General features: G+C 70.5%; 13 protein-coding genes. 7 read left to right on the top strand and 6 right to left on the bottom strand.

All coding sequences use genetic code 11. From position 1 onward, the window contains the following. Nucleotides 1–109: 109 nt before the first annotated feature. Together DI272_RS17940 and DI272_RS17945 are read right to left on the bottom strand one after the other, a co-directional pair. A complete protein-coding gene (locus DI272_RS17940) occupies nucleotides 110–3,739 on the bottom strand; it encodes a S8 family serine peptidase (protein WP_109496340.1) in 3,630 nt (1,209 codons plus the stop codon). A 577-nt stretch (nucleotides 3,740–4,316) separates the two neighbouring features. Then, complete coding sequence (locus tag DI272_RS17945; RefSeq protein WP_109496341.1) at nucleotides 4,317–5,117, bottom strand: GNAT family N-acetyltransferase; 801 nt, start codon at nucleotides 5,115–5,117, stop codon at nucleotides 4,317–4,319. Between the two features lie 237 nt (nucleotides 5,118–5,354). Between DI272_RS17945 and DI272_RS17950 the strand changes: the two genes are divergently transcribed. After that, the gene (locus DI272_RS17950) at nucleotides 5,355–7,295 is read left to right on the top strand and encodes an N-acetylmuramoyl-L-alanine amidase (RefSeq protein ID WP_109496342.1); all 1,941 of its coding nucleotides are present in this window, start codon (nucleotides 5,355–5,357) and stop codon (nucleotides 7,293–7,295) included. A gap of 93 nt (nucleotides 7,296–7,388) precedes the next feature. Here the strand turns inward: DI272_RS17950 and DI272_RS17955 are convergent, their stop codons facing one another. Both DI272_RS17955 and DI272_RS17960 read right to left on the bottom strand, forming a co-directional pair. Continuing rightward, nucleotides 7,389–7,661 (bottom strand): WhiB family transcriptional regulator, encoded by a 273-nt coding sequence (locus DI272_RS17955; protein WP_109496343.1) that lies wholly within the window; start codon nucleotides 7,659–7,661, stop codon nucleotides 7,389–7,391. A 182-nt stretch (nucleotides 7,662–7,843) separates the two neighbouring features. Next, nucleotides 7,844–8,272, bottom strand: coding sequence for a hypothetical protein (locus tag DI272_RS17960; protein WP_109496344.1), 429 nt, complete (start codon nucleotides 8,270–8,272; stop codon nucleotides 7,844–7,846). Between the two features lie 160 nt (nucleotides 8,273–8,432). On the opposite strand from DI272_RS17960, the gene DI272_RS17965 reads away from it, so the two are divergent. The 5 genes from DI272_RS17965 (at nucleotide 8,433) to DI272_RS17985 (ending at nucleotide 13,433) form a co-directional block, all read left to right on the top strand. Next, on the top strand, nucleotides 8,433–9,587 hold the full coding sequence (locus tag DI272_RS17965; RefSeq protein WP_109496345.1) for an acyl-CoA dehydrogenase family protein: 1,155 nt from the start codon (nucleotides 8,433–8,435) through the stop codon (nucleotides 9,585–9,587). A gap of 403 nt (nucleotides 9,588–9,990) precedes the next feature. After that, nucleotides 9,991–10,161 (top strand): 50S ribosomal protein L32, encoded by a 171-nt coding sequence (gene rpmF, locus DI272_RS17970; protein ID WP_375138115.1) that lies wholly within the window; start codon nucleotides 9,991–9,993, stop codon nucleotides 10,159–10,161. 353 nt (nucleotides 10,162–10,514) lie between these two features. Beyond that, complete coding sequence (locus DI272_RS17975; RefSeq protein WP_109496347.1) at nucleotides 10,515–11,354, top strand: oxidoreductase; 840 nt, start codon at nucleotides 10,515–10,517, stop codon at nucleotides 11,352–11,354. 198 nt (nucleotides 11,355–11,552) lie between these two features. Beyond that, nucleotides 11,553–12,410 (top strand): oxidoreductase, encoded by an 858-nt coding sequence (locus DI272_RS17980; RefSeq protein WP_109496348.1) that lies wholly within the window; start codon nucleotides 11,553–11,555, stop codon nucleotides 12,408–12,410. Between the two features lie 168 nt (nucleotides 12,411–12,578). Beyond that, on the top strand, nucleotides 12,579–13,433 hold the full coding sequence (locus DI272_RS17985; RefSeq protein ID WP_181387230.1) for an MBL fold metallo-hydrolase: 855 nt from the start codon (nucleotides 12,579–12,581) through the stop codon (nucleotides 13,431–13,433). Between the two features lie 195 nt (nucleotides 13,434–13,628). On the opposite strand, the gene DI272_RS17990 is transcribed toward DI272_RS17985, so the two are convergent. Further along, nucleotides 13,629–15,071 (bottom strand): aldehyde dehydrogenase, encoded by a 1,443-nt coding sequence (locus DI272_RS17990; RefSeq protein ID WP_109496350.1) that lies wholly within the window; start codon nucleotides 15,069–15,071, stop codon nucleotides 13,629–13,631. A 191-nt stretch (nucleotides 15,072–15,262) separates the two neighbouring features. On the opposite strand from DI272_RS17990, the gene DI272_RS17995 reads away from it, so the two are divergent. After that, nucleotides 15,263–15,757 (top strand): TetR/AcrR family transcriptional regulator, encoded by a 495-nt coding sequence (locus DI272_RS17995; RefSeq protein WP_109500897.1) that lies wholly within the window; start codon nucleotides 15,263–15,265, stop codon nucleotides 15,755–15,757. Nucleotides 15,758–15,874: 117 nt separating this feature from the next. On the opposite strand, the gene DI272_RS18000 is transcribed toward DI272_RS17995, so the two are convergent. Next, a partial coding sequence (locus tag DI272_RS18000; protein WP_146238437.1) for an RICIN domain-containing protein occupies nucleotides 15,875–16,307 on the bottom strand: 433 nt, incomplete at its 5' end.

Genomic DNA, 16,307 nt, shown 5'->3' on the forward strand with positions numbered 1-16,307 from the left:
GTGCGGTGCGCTGCGTACATACCCGGTGACACACAGAGGTGTATGACGAACGGCCGGTGTCCCACGCCGTGCGGGGCGTGGGGCACCGGCCGTACTCGTACGGTGCGGGTCAGCGCAGACCGAAGGCGCGAGTGACGGTCTGGGTGACGCCGCCGCCGTTGCGCTGCTGCACGCTGACGCGAAGGGACACGTATCCGGCCCCGGCCGGGGCGTGCAGCCGGGTCTGCCAGGCGCTCCGGTCCTGCTTCAGGTCCTGCTGTCGCCAGGTCGCCCCGTCGTCGTAGGAGACTTCCAGGCGGACCGAGGAGACGGCGTCCGCGGGGGCGGTACTGCCGACAACGACAGGTTCGACGGAGAACGTCGACGTGCGCTGGGCGCGGCCCGCGAGGTCCACGTCCGTGCCGTAGTCGAGCTGCACCAGCGGCAGCGCCTGGTCGTCGGCGGTGCCGGAGCGGAAGGTCCACTCGGTGTGCGTGGTCCTGGAGTACGGCAGGAGGTCGCTGGTCGATCGGGTGTCGGCGACGAGGCGGTACGGCAGTGTCTCCGGCGCCAGGTCGCCCACGCCGAAGTCCGGCCGGGCCCCGTTCCGTACCAGCAGGGTGTCTCCCTGGTAGAGCGCGAAGCTGCGCGTCATCAGGTTGGTGTCGCCGCTGTGGGCGGAACCTCCGTCGCCGAAGCCCGCGAGTGTGCCGCCCATGGCGTTGCCGACCCGGTGCGGCACCTCGAAGCCGACCATGCGTGGCCGGACGACGGGTCCGAACCACCGCTCCTCGTGGGTGCTGCCCGGCCGGTAGCCGACCACGTCGGTGAAGGTCGACCAGCCGTCGACGGCCGCGTACTGCTGCCACTTGACGCCGTTCCCGGCGGACACCCAGTCGGTGCGGTGCCCCGCGGCGACCGGCTCGCGCGGGAACGGCGGCACACGCGTCATCCCGAACCCGGCGTAGGGGTAGGCGGCCGGCCAGTACTCGTAGGGCGGGCTGTCCTCACGGCTCTCGGTGACCTGCTTGCCGGCCGGCGGGGCGAAGGTGTTGTCGATGCGCGCGAGGCTGCCGGGATCGGTCTTCGCGGACGGGTCGTCCGGCACGCCTCCCTGGTGGTAGTCGGCCAGGTCGTACAGGTAGGCGGGCGAGGGGTGGGCCTGGACCGTCAGCTTGATCTGGTTACGGCCCGCGTCCTCGATGCTCCGGATCAGGGCCTCGCCGTCGTCCCTGGTGAGGGAGGTGACGGGGAGCTGTCCGGCGGTCCTGCCGTCCGGGTCGCCGTACCAGTCGAGGCCGCGGCCGTCGCCGTCGTTGACGACCAGGAGCATCGCCGCGCCCGCGGTGCGCGCCGCGGCAGCCTGGTCGGTGGCGGCGACCCCGGTGCTGTGCCGGACGACGACGGCCTTGCCGCGGGCGTTGAGACCGGCGTACTCGACGGCCGTGCCGGTGCCGGCGAAGACGGCGTCGACATGGGTGGTGCCGTCCGGGAACGGGTGGCTTCCCGGCTGCACCAGCAGGGTGTCGTCGAGGCGGTGCCCGCCGCGGTAGGTGATCTTCAGGGGGGTCTGCTCGGCCCGGATGCGGGTGGTGAAGACGAAGCTGCCCTTCTTCACCCGGCCCTTGGTGGGCAGCGCCCACAGGCTGTCGTAGCCGGCCGAGGGCATCAGGATCTCGTGCAGGGCCTGTCCGTCGCTGGGCGAGGGGGTGGTCGAGGTGAAGGAGCGGAACAGGTCGATCCGGCTGGTGGTGACGGACGTCGGCTTGGGAGTGTCCACCTTGACCTGACGGATGCGGGAGGCGTCGAGGACGACGTCCCGGTCGCCGGTCAGGTCGAGCTCGGGGGCGGTCAGGACCGCGTAGCCGAGGGAGTGGGGGCCGTGGCGTCCCTCCACGTCGAGAGTGGAGACGATCGTGTACGAGCCGGGCGCCAGGCGGGCGGTGAGCGTCCCGTCCGGCACCCACATGATGGTGGTCCGCCCGTCCGCGCCGGTGATCTCGACATCGTTGTCGACGGGCTTGCCGCGGCGGTCCTTCAGATGGATCGTCAGGTCGTACTTCTCCGATTCGACGGACATCCCCACGGCCGTGTGGACGGCACCCGCCGTGGAGCGCGCGACGACCTGTGCGCCGTACTGCCCCGGCGCCAGGTCCTTCGGGTCCGCGACGAGGCCGACCGTGGAGGTGCCGTGGGCGGGCACGGTGACGTGGGAGGTGGCCAGGGTGAACACTCCGGCGGGCGTGCTGCCGGGGTCGACGGAGAGGGCGAGGGTGAGGGCGTGGTCGGTGGTGTTGCGGTACGTCAGATGCCGCTCGACCGGCTTGTGCTGGTGGTCCGCCGACCAGCGGACGAGTCCGGCGTCCACCGAGCCGTCGGCGATGACCTGGTCGTGCAGGTAGGCGGCGGCTGCGTCGACCCGGCCGGCGCCTGCCTGATAGGGGCTGTAGGCGGGGGTCGGCGCGCTGGTGCTCATCAGCGCGTCCTTGATCTCCTGGCCGGTCCACTGCGGATGCTTCTGCGCGAGCAGGACCGCCGCCCCGGTGACGTGCGGGGCCGCCATGGAGGTGCCGCTGTCGGTGCGGTAGTAGCCCTCGCCTCCCTGCGAGTACTGGGACCGCGCGGCCAGTACGTCGACGCCGGGTGCGGTGATGTCGGGCTTGAGGCCGTCGTCGTTGAGCCGCGGCCCGGTGCTGGAGAACCCGGCGAGCTGGTCGGAGGCGTCGACCGCGCCGACGGTGAGGGCGGCGTCGGCTGTGCCCGGGGAGCTCACGCTGTAGGGGCTGTTGCCCGCGTTGCCCGCCGCGATGACGAAGAGGGCGCCGGTCTCGGCGCTGAGCTGGTTGACCGCCTGGCTCAGCGGGTCGTCCTCGGTGTGCCACACCGGCGTGCCCAGGCTCATGTTGATCACCTTGGCGTGCTCGGTGCGGGCCGCCCACTCCATGCCCGCGATGATCTGCGACATCGAGCCGGAGCCGGAGTCGTCGAGCACCTTGCCGACCAGCAGGTCGGCGCCGGGGGCGACGCCGCGCTCCTTGCCGCCGGACGCGGCGCCGGTCCCGGCGACGGTGGAGGCGGTGTGGGTGCCGTGGCCGTTGCGGTCGGTGACGTCCTCGCCCGGGACGAAGCTGCGGGTGCCGATGATGCGCGGGGCGAGGTCGGGGTGGGTGGTGTCGACGCCGGAGTCCAGGACGGCGACCCGTACCCCGGCGCCGGTGCCGCCGGCGGACCAGGCCTGGGGGGCGCCGATCTGTGCGGTGGTGTCGGCCAGGGCGGCGTGGGCCTTGCCGTCGAGCCACACCGTGCCGACACCCGCGGTGAACGCCGGGGCGCGGTCGGCGGAGGGCGCCGTGGAGCGCTCGGCGTCCTGGCCCGCGGTGCCGGTGAGGGCCGACCAGAAGGCGGCGGCCTGCGCGCGCCGGGCGTGCACGGCCTGCGCCCGGATGGCGGGGAGTTGCAAGGTGGCTTCGGCACCCGGCAGTCCGGTGCCGGCGCCGGCCTTGGCCATGGCGGTGCCCTGCGCGCGGGTCATGATCAGGGGCAGGGCGCTGGTGTGCGCGTCGTCGTAGCCCTGGGCCACCAGCTGGGTGACGTTGAAGAGCTGACGGTCGAGTCGGCCGGTCGCGATGTAGGCCATGGCCTCGTCCGGGTAGACATACGTGTCACCGCCCTCGGCGGCGACCCGCACCGAACCGGCGGCTCCCGGCGGACGCTGCACCCCTTCGACCGCTATGGCGTGGCCCGGCCCCCGGCTCACCATGACCTTGTCGCCGGTGATCAGGGTGACGGTGAGGGGCGCACCGCGGGAGATGCGGTGTTCGGTCGGCGAAACAGCGGCAGCGGGTGGCGGATCGGCGCCATGGGCGGCTGTCGGAACACCCAGGGCGGCAACAAGGAGCGCTGCCGCCGAGGTTGTACATATTCGGGAAAAAGGGATGGGCACATGTCCTCCATGATCGTGATCGGTCGAATCCGACCATCTTCGGGGAGACATGTAAAGCAGTTGGATATGTGGTGTTAACGCGTGAGGAGTTGCGCACACGTGCTCACCAGGTCAGGCCCGGGAGGGCTCCGCCGGACCGCTGGCGGTGTCCTCCACCTCGCCGGTGAAGGCCAGGACACCGTGCACGTTTGACACTGGGTGCGCGTTCCGGCGGCGGGCCGCGAAGGGAACGGTCCTGTCCCCCGCCACCCGGGAACTGACCCGGCTGGCCCGGCGGATGCTGCTGGCGCACTGAGGGCATGGCCGCCTCGCCGAGCAGAGGGCAACCAGAGCAAAGCCTGAGCCCCGCCGACCTGGTCTGCGGGTCGGCGGAGCTCAGGATGATCGGCGGCGCTCAGGCGGTGAAGGCGACCCACGATTCTTCCGTGCGGAAGCCGGCCTCCTCGAAGAACGCGAGGGCCTCGTCGCTCGAGTGCAGGTACGCCGTGTGCGCGCCGGCGACCCGGGCGTCCCGGAGGATCGCCTCGACGACCGCCCGGCCTGCCCCGCGCCGCCGATGCTCGGGCAGGGTACCGATGTTGGCGAGGCCGACGTGGCGTTCGGTGACGATCGCCAGTCCGGCCGCGACAGGTGCGCCGTCCGCTTCGGCGACGTACGCCTTGATGAACGGCTGGCTGAGCACATGAGGCGTGTAGAGGCTGCTGATGATGACCGGCGGGGCACCGAAGGCCGTGCCGAGGACCGCGGCGAAGGTCTCGTACTCGTCATCGCCCAGCGGGCGGACGGTCACGGATTCCGGGCCGGAGTGCTCCTGCCGCGGGTCGGCTTCCCGTCCCTCCGCACGCCCGTCCGCCAGCGGGAGCAGCATGAACGGCTGCCGCAGCTGCGTGGACAGGCCGTGCTGTGCGGCCAGGGCGGTGATCTCCGCACCGGCCTCGCCGCGCAGGCGGATGCTCCAGGGCAGCTGCTGGACATGCGGCTCGGCCTTCTCGCACAGCAGCTTGATCTCTTCCGCGTCCGGCTCGTCGGCCACGCTCATGATGCCGTTCAGCACCGGGATCATGGAGCCGGTGACGGCCAGCAGGGCGTCGGCGGGACCGCGCTCGTGGAAGCCGTTCGGAAGGATGCCGGTGAGCTGTTCCGTGGCCGCCTGAAAGGCCTCGGCCGCCTCAAACACCGCATGTTCATTGGTCATACGTGTGAGTATATCGACGCCGCTCCAGTGTTGCCCGAAGACACACTTACTGATCGGTAAGTGCGTTTAGGTGAGAGCGGCAACTACCCCTACGGGAAACGCACTTGCGCCACGGGTGGCAGTCAGCCCTCTATAGTCAGCGGGACGCTCGGAGGTTGCCTCGGGCATGCAATTTCTTCGCCCGGGCAGCCCTCCGACACCTTGTCCCCTGTCTCACGGTTCCGAAGGATCCACGCCTTGCACAAACCAAAGAGAGCCGGCGCGCCCCTCGTCATCGCCGCGAGCGTGCTGGCGGCGAGCGGCCTGCTCGTGTCCCCGCTCACCGCGGCGGCCGACACCCCGCACGGTCAGTCCGGCAGCGCGTCCACGGCCCGGCAGCGGGCGTTCCTGTCCGCGGCAGCGGAGTACCACGTCCCGCCCGGCGTCCTGCTGGCGCTGTCCTACCAGGAGTCGCGCTGGGAGTCGCACGGCTCGCAGGCCAGCACCGACGGCGGCTACGGACTGATGCACCTCACCGACGTCACCCCCGACATGCTGGCGGGCGGCGCCGCGGGCGCTGCCGGCCGCGCCGACCTGAAGTCCCTCGCCGCGGACCCCGCCCTGCACACCCTCCGGCGGGCCGCCGAACTGACCGGGCTGTCCGCCCGCCGGCTGCGTACGGACGACGCGGCGAACATCCGCGGCGGCGCGGCACTGCTCGCCTCGTACGAGAAGGAACTGGTCGGCGGCACGCCCGCGGACGCCTCCCGATGGTATGGCGCCGTGGCCCGCTACAGCCAGGCCCAGCAGAAGGCGGGAGCGGCGGGCTTCGCCGACCGGGTCTTCGCCACCCTGCGCGGCGGCGCCACCGCCACGACGCAGGACGGTCAGCGGGTCCGGCTGGCCGCCGACCCGTCCGCGGCGGCGGTGCCTTCGCAGCTCGCCGGGCTGCGCCTGAAGGCGGCGGCCACCGACCCGGCGGCCGGCACCGACACCGAGTGCCCGCCCGCCGTGCGCTGCACCTTCGTGGCCGGCTCCCCCCGCGGGGGCCAGGTCTCCGACCGCCCGGCCAACGGCATCAGGATCGACACCATCGTCATCCACGACCTGGAGACCACCTACGACGCCGGTGTGGCGGGTCTTGCCAACCCCACGAACACCGCCTCGACGCACTACGTGATGTCCGCGGACGGCGCGGTCACCCAGATGGTGCCCACCAAGGACATCGCCTTCCACGCGGGCAACTACTCGACCAACCTGCACTCGATCGGCATCGAGCACGAGGGCTATGCCGTGCAGGGCGCCGTCTGGTACACCGAGGCCCAGTACGAGGCCACGGCAGCCCTGGTGCAGTACCTGGCCGCGCGGTTCGACATTCCCCTGGACCGGCAGCACGTCATCGGTCACGACAACGTCGCCGGGCCCAACTCGGCGCTGGTCTCCGGCATGCACTGGGACCCGGGCCCCGCCTGGGACTGGCAGCACTTCATGGACCTGGTGGGCGCCCCGTCGAACGGCCTTCCCGGCGTACCGCGGGCCGGTGACGTCGTGACGATCGCCCCTCCGTTCGCGACCAACGAGCAGACCGTCCAGGTGTGCCCGTCCGACGACCCGACCGGGCAGACGACCGCCTGCGCCGAACGGCGCCAGCAGGCGAACTTCGTCTACCTGCGCACCGCTCCGAGCGAGACGGCCCCGCTCTTCGGCGACCAGGCGATCCACGGGACGGCGGCCGGCACCGACCGGATCAACGACTGGGGCAGCACCGCCCAGTCGGGGCAGCAGTTCGTCGTCGCCGACACCCAGGACGACTGGACCGCCATCTGGTACAGCGGCGCCAAGGTCTGGTTCCACAACCCGGACGGCACCAACACCAAGATCAGCTACGGCGTGAAGGTCATCCGCCCCACGGGTTCCTCTGCCGTCTCCGTGTACGGTTCGAGCTACCCGGACAAGGCCGAGTACCCGGCCGGTCTGGGCGCCTCCACGCAGGCCCCCTTGAGCATGTACGCCATCCCCGCGGGCCAGGCCTACGTCGCCACCACCGAGCCCGCCGCCACCGACGACTACTTCCCCTCCAGCGGGGCGGTCGTGATCGGAGGCAAGAAGATGTACACCGTGCAGTTCAACCACCGCGTGGCACTCGTCTACGCCGGTGACGTCACCGCCACGGAAGCGGTCCGCCACTGGGAGGACTGACAGCGCCGGCGGCCTCCGTGCCCGGGACCTGTGCGGTCCCTGCCGTGCGGAGGCCGTCGCAGGCTCGGGGTGCGTCGGTGGTGCGCCGGCCGGTCAGGCCCGGGCGGCGGTGCGTATCGCCGCCAGGCGGAGGCGGCGTCGTTCGGCCTCGGTCGTCGCACCCCAGATGCCATGGGTGTCCCGGCTCGCCAGGGCCCACTGGAGGCAGGGCTCGACGACAGCACATTCCCGGCACACCGTCTTGGCCTCCTCGATCTGAGCCAGTGACGGGCCGGTGTCACCGATGGGGAAGAAGAGTTCAGGGTCCTCGCGTCTGCAGGCGCTCATCTCCTGCCAGTGGGCGGCTGCCCGCGTTTCTCGGTGCATCTGGCTCTCCCTCAGAGTCCGTCACGACATGCCTCATCGGCCGCGCGGGCCGTACATAGGTGTTCAAGTAACGGTCATAGACTGCTATTCCGTATATGTAGAGATACATGTTCTGAGGGAGAGTCAGGACGCCGCTCCGAGGGGCCGGCCGGTCCGGCCCACCTCGTGCGCGGCGCTGCGCCTCAGCTCACGCCGGGTCCCGGCGTGCACCACGAGGACGGGCCGTCGCCACCGAAACTGACGGCGAACTCGGGAGCCGTGGTCTGGCCGGCCGCGCCAAAGTTGACCAGGGAGTTCGTCACGGAGTGGCAGACGCCGACTTCGAATCCCTTGTGGCTGATGTTGTACAGCCCGAAGAGGTAGATGTCGGCGGGCTGACCGTTGCTGAGATACGTGGTGGTCCAGCAGGAGCCGGCCGGAACCCTCTGGAGCTGGGTGTTCAGCCCGCCCCCGACGACCTTCGCATACGACGTGTAGTTGCCGAAGGAACAGACCTTGACCGCCCGCTGGACTGTCGCCGCCTGCGCCGCTCCGGCGCCGCCGACCACCGTCGAACCGGCGACGAGCAGGGCTCCCGCACACCATCCGGACAGTTTCGTGAACCGACCCATCACACCTCCCAGGGAATGAAACGTGACAACATCGTAGGGCCGTGCGATCAGAAACGTGTGACGACTGAGGTGTGCGCAGGCGCTGTCGGGCCGCTGACGGCCAAAACGTGTTTCTCTAGTAGATGTCGTCATCGGGTGTCCATTTCACCAAGGAGTTCTCATGACCGCCTTCGCGTCCGACCCCCTGCTCCTCCCCGAGCGGCTCGCCGCCTCCGTCCAAGCCGCGGCCGAGGAGATGGAGGCCGGTCGTGACCTGCCCGAGAAGCTGGTGCGCGAGCTGCGTGACAGCGGTGCCTTCGCGCTGCTGACGCCTCGCGAGCTGGGCGGCCTGGAGGCACCGCTGGAGACGGTGCTCCAGGTGTACGAGGGGTTCGGCCGGCTCGACGCCTCGGTGGCCTGGGTGGTGTGGAACGCCAACTGGGGCTTCCTCGCGGCGCTGCTCGGCGAGGAGGGCACCGCCCGGATCTGGGCGGACGGCGCCGCCCCGGTCTTCGCCAACGCCGGTCAGCCCGGCACCGCCGTGCCCGGGGAGGGCGGCTACCGGCTGTCCGGCAACTGGAAACTGGTCAGCGGCATCAATCGGGCGGACTGGTTCGTGGCCGTCGGCGTCGTCATGGCGGAGGGCGGCCCCCGGATGACGGAGGCGGGCACACCCGACGTGCGGCTCTTCACACTCCCCCGAGAAGAGGTGTCGGTCGAGGACACCTGGGACGTCACCGGCCTGCGGGGCACGGGGAGCCACACCGTCGTCGTCGAGGACGCGTGGGTGCCCGACGCGTTGGTGGCCCGCTTCGACACACCCCCTCGCCTCCAGCGGCCCCTCTACCAGCGGTTCGCCCCCACGCTCGTCTTCCCCGGCTGCTCGGCCGTGGTCCTCGGGGTCGCGCAGAGCGCGATCGACGCGACGGTGGAACTGGCCAGGACAAAGAGCACCCTCACCGGCGACCCGCTCGCGCAGTCCGCTCACGCCCAGCGGGTCGTGGCACGGTCGGAGGCCGCCCTGCACGCGGCCCGGCTGCTGCTGCTGTCCGCCGCCGCGACGGTGGACGCCGCCGCGATGATCGGCCGGCCCGCCACGCTGGACGAGCGGGCCGCTCTGCACACCGCGATGTGTCATGCCGCCGAGGTCAGCCGGGACGTCCTGGTGGCCATGTACGAGCTGGGTGCCTCGTCCTCGATCTACCGCAACAACCCCGTCGAGCGGCTCTTCCGGGACGGGATGGTGGCGCTCCAGCACGCCAACCACTCCGCGCCCTTCTTCGAGGCCGTAGGACGTGTCCGCTTCGGTTTCGACCCTGGCGTGCCGCTGTTCTGACCGCAAGGGGGTTCATGATCGGCCGCGTTGCGGTGCGGTCGGTCAGTTGCTACGGTCCACGGCGTGCTGATCGAAGTAGACAGAGCCTGACCCGAGCCGACCGTCCACCGGACCGGTCCGGGTTCCAGCTCGCGTACCAGTGGTGTCGTGTGTCTTCCACGCCCTGGTGACGAGTCGTCAGGGTCCCTTCCAGCAACCGGCACGGCGAACATCGGCTCATTCCGCCCAAACTCAGCGGCTCTGACCTTCGCCGGCCCGCTTCTCCGCCGATCCTCCGCCCCTGCCACAGGTGCGTCCTGCCCGAGCAGGACGGCTGCCCGGTTGCATGTGCGTGGTGTCGCCGGATCTCGCCGTGTGCTGTCCGGTCAGAGCGATGACACAGGAAAACGGACCATCGCCCATGATGAACAGGAAGTCCCGCGCACGAACCCGTCACCGCCGGGCCCACTGGAAGGCGGCTGCGCCGCTGCTGGTGAAGTGCGCCAAATCGGCCTGCGGTCTGCCGACCCCACCTCATGCCGCGTGCCGGCACTGCGGAACGTACCGGGGCCGTCAGGTACTGCCCCCGGCCTGACCTCCGCGCCGGAGGAATGACGTGTGAGTGAGTGAAGGGGGCCGGGCCCGGTGACATCTCGTCATCGGACCCGGCCCCTTTTTCCGCCCGTTCCGAGTCGCCGCCTGCGTAGGTGTTCGGCCACCTGCGCAGACGGCTTTTGTGGCCATGAGGCCAGGTCACGGCACATGTATGTGAAGCCGGACTGAGATCACAAATCAGTCTAATGACTTACATGTCTCTTTTTTGTGCCTACTGCCCGTACGGCAACGGGCAGCAAATCGACGGACGTCTCAGGCCGATCCGGTGAGCAGAGTGAGAGAGGCCTCGTCGACTTCCACTTCCGTGAGGCACAGAACAGGAAAGGCACTCTCATGGCTACGACATGGTTGATCACCGGCGCATCCCGAGGTTTCGGGCGTGCGCTGGCGGAAGCGGTGCTGGCGACCGGTGACCAACTGGTCGCGACCGCTCGTCGTCCGGACCAGCTGGCGGACCTGGTGAACCGGTACGGCGACCGCGTGCGCGCCGTGGCCCTGGACGTGACCGACCCCGCCGCCGCCCGGACCGCGGTACAGGCGGGAGTCGAGGCCTTCGGCCGGCTGGACGTGGTGGTGAACAACGCCGGCTACGCCAACAGCGCGCCCATCGAGGAGATGGCGGAGGACGACTTCCGCGGCCAGTTCGAGGCCAACTTCTTCGGCGTCGTCAACGTCACCCGGGCGGCCCTGCCGGTGCTGCGCGGCCAGCGCTCGGGCATGTTCGTGCAGTTCTCCTCGCTCGGCGGACGCGTGGGCGGCACGCCCGGCATGGGCGCCTACCAGAGCGCGAAGTTCGCCGTGGAGGGCTTCTCCGAGGTCCTGGCCAACGAGGTCGCGCCGTTCGGGCTGAAGGTGGTCATCGTCGAGCCGGGAGCCTTCCGCACGGACTGGCAGGGCTCGTCGATGGAGTTGCACGCGGTCGGCCCCGACTACGAGGAGACCGTCGGCGCCATGAACAAGTACCGGGCGGAGAACAACGGCAACCAGCCCGGCGACCCGGTGCGCGCCGCCCAGGTGCTCATCGACGTCGTGCGCGCCGACGACCCGCCGCGCCGGATCCTGCTCGGCGGCCAGGCCGTGACCATGGCACTGGAGGCCGGCGACGCCCGCGCCGCGGAGACGCGCAAGTGGGCCGCGGCCAGTGCCGCCGCGGACTTCCCGGCCGGCGAGTAACAGCCGCACCCCACCGCCAGGCCGCACTCCCGCTCCGGCGGAGCAGCCGCCGCCCCACATCAGGCCGCACTCCCCCGCCCGGCGGGAGCAGCCGCCGCCACACCGGGCCGCACTCCCCCGTCCGCCCGGCAACCGCTCACACGTGTCGGCCCCTCGGGCCACGGCACATCTCTCACCCCACCTGAAGGAGATCTCTCCATGTCACGCAAGACCTGGCTCATCACCGGCGCCTCCAGCGGCCTGGGCAAGGCCCTGGCCGAACACGTCCTGGCCCACGGGGACCAGGTGGTGGCGACGGCCAGCTCCACGAAGGCCACCACCGAACTCGCCGCGCGCTACCCGGAGACCGCGCTCGCGCTGAGGCTCGACGTCACCGACGCCGCGGACCGTGTCGCCGCCGTGCGCGCCACCGAGGAGCGCTTCGGCGGGATCGACGTCCTCGTCAACAACGCCGCCATCGACTTCGTCGGCGCCCTGGAGGAGCAGGAGGAGAGCGACTACCGCCGCCTGTTCGAGGTCAACTTCTTCGGCGCGGTCGAACTGACCCGTCAGGTGCTGCCCGGGATGCGGGCCCGCCGCACCGGCACCATCGTCAACGTCTCCTCCATGGACGGCCTGGCGAGCCTGCCCGCCAACGGCTTCTACTCGTCCAGCAAGTTCGCGCTGGAGGGCTTCACCGAGGCCCTGTGGCAGGAGATCGAGCCGATCGGCCTGCGCGCGATGATCATCCAGCCCGGCTCCTTCCGTACCGGCATCGAGAACCGGACGAAGGTGTCCGGCGAGGCCATCGAGGACTACGCCGCGACGGCGGGCGCGTTCCGCGCCATGATGGGCAGCCTGACGCCGGAGATGTTTCCCGGCGACCCGGAGCGGGCCGCCGAGGCGATCTTCGAGGCCGTCAACGCTCCGGAGCCGGCCCACTGGGTCGTGCTCGGCAGCGACGCCCAGCGTCGCATCGGGGTCAAGCTCGACCAGCTGCGCGCCGAGTTCGAGGCGGGCCGTGAGCTGGCCTTCAGCACGGACTTCCCCGGCGCCGCCGAGAACGCGGTGCTCTGACTCTCACGACGGACAGGCGGTCTGCCTGACCGGCAGCCGGTGGGGCGGACTCCCCTGCTGCTTCCGGTCCGTGGCGGCCGCCTGCCCGTTTTCCCCACTCGGTGGTGAGCACCTCACCCCGAGTCATCCCCCTGCACAAAGCTCATGCACCAAGCGGAAGGAACGCGCGTGTCGACAGAACTGAAGGTGGGCGGCATCACCGTCACGGCACTCAACGACGGGTTCAACTACCTCCCCAAGATCGCCTACGCCGGTCTCGACTTCGACGCCCATCCCGGCCTGCTGGACAGCGACGGCACCTGGCACATGCCCACCGCCTGCTACCTCGTCCAGGGCGAGGGGTTCACTGTGCTGGTGGACGCGGGTACGGGGCCGGTGCAGCTGCCCTACCCGCCGCAGATGGCCGCCGCCGCCGGGCTGGAGCACGCTCCCGAGTTCATCGCGGTCGGCGGGGCTCTGCCCGACGAGCTGGCGAGGGTCGGTGTCGCACCGGCGGACGTGGACATCGTCTTCCTCACCCACCTGCACATGGACCACGTCGGCTGGGTGGCCCCGAACGGCGGAGAGCCCTTCTTCCCCAACGCCCGGGTCCTGTACGGGGCTGCCGACTGGGACGCGCTGATCGCCCCGGCGCCGGAGGGGGACCTCTCGCGCACCGTCATGGAGGCCGCGCGTGCCGCCGGCATCCTGGAACCGGTCGAGGGCGCGGTCGTGGAGATAGCCCCCGGCGTGGTCGCCCATCACACCCCGGGTCACACGCCGGGCCATTACACCGTCCAGGTCTTCGACGGCGGGCAGGAGGTGGATCTGCTCGGCGACACCGTGCAGCATCCGCTCATGCTGACCGACCGCGGCATCGGTTTCCACGCGGACGCCGACGGCGCGAAGGCGAAGGAGACCCGCGACGGCCTCTTCGACCGGTTCACCGGCCGGCAGGTCGCTCTGGGCATGAGTCACCAGCCCGGGCTCGACTTCAAGCGCATCGCGACGGGCGAGGACGGGCCGTACTGGGTGAACGCCTGATCCCTGACCGGAACCATTCCGCAGGACAGCCGCGACGTGGCACCGCCCGTCGCGGCTTCGGCGTGTGCGTGCGGGCCTGATCCCTGTGCCGGAAACAGCCTCGCGCGGTCCCCCTGACACGACGCCGGCGGCAGGCGGTCGAGGCCACCTGCCGCCGTGGGCGGTCCGTGCTGTGAGAGGTGTGTCGTACGAGGGTCAGACGGTGATGGTCTTGTACTCGGTGTAGGTGCCGAGGCCGACCGCGCCGTACTCGCGGCCGATGCCGCTGGCCTTGAAGCCGCCGAACGGGCCGTCGAAGGCGACGGAGGCGCCGTTGACCGTGATGGTGCCGGTGCGGACGCGGCGGGCCACGGCCAGCGCGTGCTCCTCGTCGGCGGACCAGACGCCACCGGAGAGGCCGTACTCGGAGTCGTTGGCGATGCGGACGGCGTCGTCCTCGTCGTCGTAGGCGATGACCACCAGGACCGGGCCGAAGATCTCCTCCTGCGCGATGCGCATGGCGTTGTCGACGTCGGCGAAGACGGTCGGCGTGACGTAGTTGCCCTTCTCCAGGCCCTCGGGGATCTGCGGGCCGCCGGTGACCAGGCGGGCGCCTTCCTCGATGCCGAGCTGGATGTAGTTGCGCACCCGCTCCTGCTGGTCGGGGCGGATCATCGGGCCGATGAAGGTGTCGGGGTCGTTGGGGTCGCCGACCTTCAGCGACTCCACCAGCGTCTTCAGTCCGGCGACGACCTCCTCGTAGCGGCTGCGCGGGGCGAGGATGCGGGTCTGGGCGATGCAGGACTCGCCGTTGTTGAGCAGGGAGCCGAACTTCAGGCCCGCGATGGCCTTGTCGAGGTCGGCGTCGGGCAGGATGATCGCGGCGGACTTGCCGCCCAGCTCCAGGCTGACCCTCTTCAGCTGCTCGCCGGCGATGGAGGCGATGCGGCGGCCGGCCCGCGTCGAGCCGGTGAAGGCGATCTTGTCGACGTCCTTGTGGGAGACCAGGTACTCACTGGTCTCACGGTCCGCGGGCAGCACGCTGATGACGCCCTCGGGCAGGCCCACCTGTGCGAGGAGCTCGGCCAGGAAGCCCATGCTCAGCGAGTTCTCCGGGGACACCTTCAGGACCACCGAGTTGCCCGCGAGGAGCGAGGGGATGATCTTCGAGGTGGCCGAGGAGAAGGGCGAGTTCCACGGGATGACGGCGGCGACGACGCCGACCGCCTCGCGGCGCACCACGCTGCGCACCGGGGACGCCGGGTCGGAGGGGACGAGGGTCTCCTCCCAGGCGAACTCCTCGGCCGCCTTGAGGTAGGCGTTGGCCTGGCGGGTCAGACCGGGCTGTCCGGCGCGGGTGAACCAGCCCGCCGAGCCGTTCTCCAGCGCGATCAGGTCCGCGATCTTCTCGGCGTTCTCCTCGCGCAGTGCGTTGAAGCGGCGCAGGACCGCGATCCGCTCCGCCGGCGGGGTCAGGCGCCACTCGCCCCCGTCGAAGGAGGCGCGGGCCGCGGCGACCGCGCGGTCGATGTCCGCCGGCTGCGCCTGTGCGGCGCGGCCGACCACGGACTGGTCGTGCGGCGAGGCGATGTCCAGCAACTCCGGGTTGCTCGGCTCGACCCAGGAGCCGCCGATGAAGAGTCGGTCGTAGGTGATCATGTGCTTTCTCTCTTCCGGTGCACTGTCTTGCCGTGTCATCTCTAACTGCCACTTCAATGTAGCACTTCAGTTCGCTAGCTGCACATTGTAGTGGTTCTAAGACTTATGATGCTCTACACTGGCGGTACTGTTGAAGGATGAGAGCCGACGCCGCACGCAACCTGGAAGCCGTCCTGACCACCGGGGCACGTATGCTCGCCGCCGATCCAGGTGTGAGCGTCGCGGGCATCGCCGCCGAGGCGGGCGTCGACCGGCGGACCGTCTACCGACGCTTCGCCAACCGCGACGAGCTGCTCACGGCGATCTACGAGGCCCGGCTCTGCGCCATCGAGCAGGCCCTTGAGGACGCGCGTCTGCGCGAGGCCCCCGTTGCCGTCGCCCTGCACCGCTACGTCGAGAACATCATCGTCATCAACCGGACCTGGCCGGTTGATCTCGCCCGCATGCTCACCGACGGCGACGCCCGCCGACGCCGGGACGCCTGTCTGGCCGAGGTCGACGCCTTTCTCCAACGCGCCGCCGAGGAGGGCTTGTTGCGCAAGGACCAGCCGCCGGGGTGGGCCGGGTCCCTGCTGCCCGAACTGGTGCACCTGGCCGCCCAGCAGCTGACACACCTGAGCGCCGGACAGGCCGCGGATGCAGTGGTCGACACGTATCTACGTGGCATGGGTACTCAAGCTACCTGACGTTTGTACTTTTTGCGCTACATATCGGCATATGTAGTGTGTCGTCGGTAGCAGGAAAACACCGGGCCGAGCGGGAGTGTGTGTCCCGCTCGGCCCGGTGCCGGTGAGGTCCGTCGGTCAGACGGGGAGTTTCCAGAGCTGGTTGGCGCTGGCCGCGCAGGTCCAGATCTGGAGCTTGGTGCCGTTGGCCGAGCTGGGGCCGGTGGCGTCCAGGCACTTGCCGGACTGGCTGCCCACCAACTGGCCCTTGGAGTCCGACGTCCACTTCTGCGAGGTCGCACCGGTGCAGGTGGAGAGCTGCACCTGGGTGCCGTCCGCGGTCGCACCGCCCGCCACCGTCATGCACTTGCCCAACGCGCGCAGGGTGCTGTCCGCCGCCACCGTCCAGGCCTGACCGCTGCCCGTCCCACAGGTGTTCAGCTGGATCGCCGTACCGTTCGCCGACAACGACCCCGCGACCTCGGCGCACTTGCCGCCGTAGCCACTGATCACACCCGTCGGACGCGACGACGGCACACTCCACAACTGGTTGTCGGAAGCCGCACACGTC

The sequence above is a fragment of the Streptomyces sp. Act143 genome (genome assembly GCF_003143935.1).
In the GTDB taxonomy this organism is placed as follows: domain Bacteria; phylum Actinomycetota; class Actinomycetes; order Streptomycetales; family Streptomycetaceae; genus Streptomyces.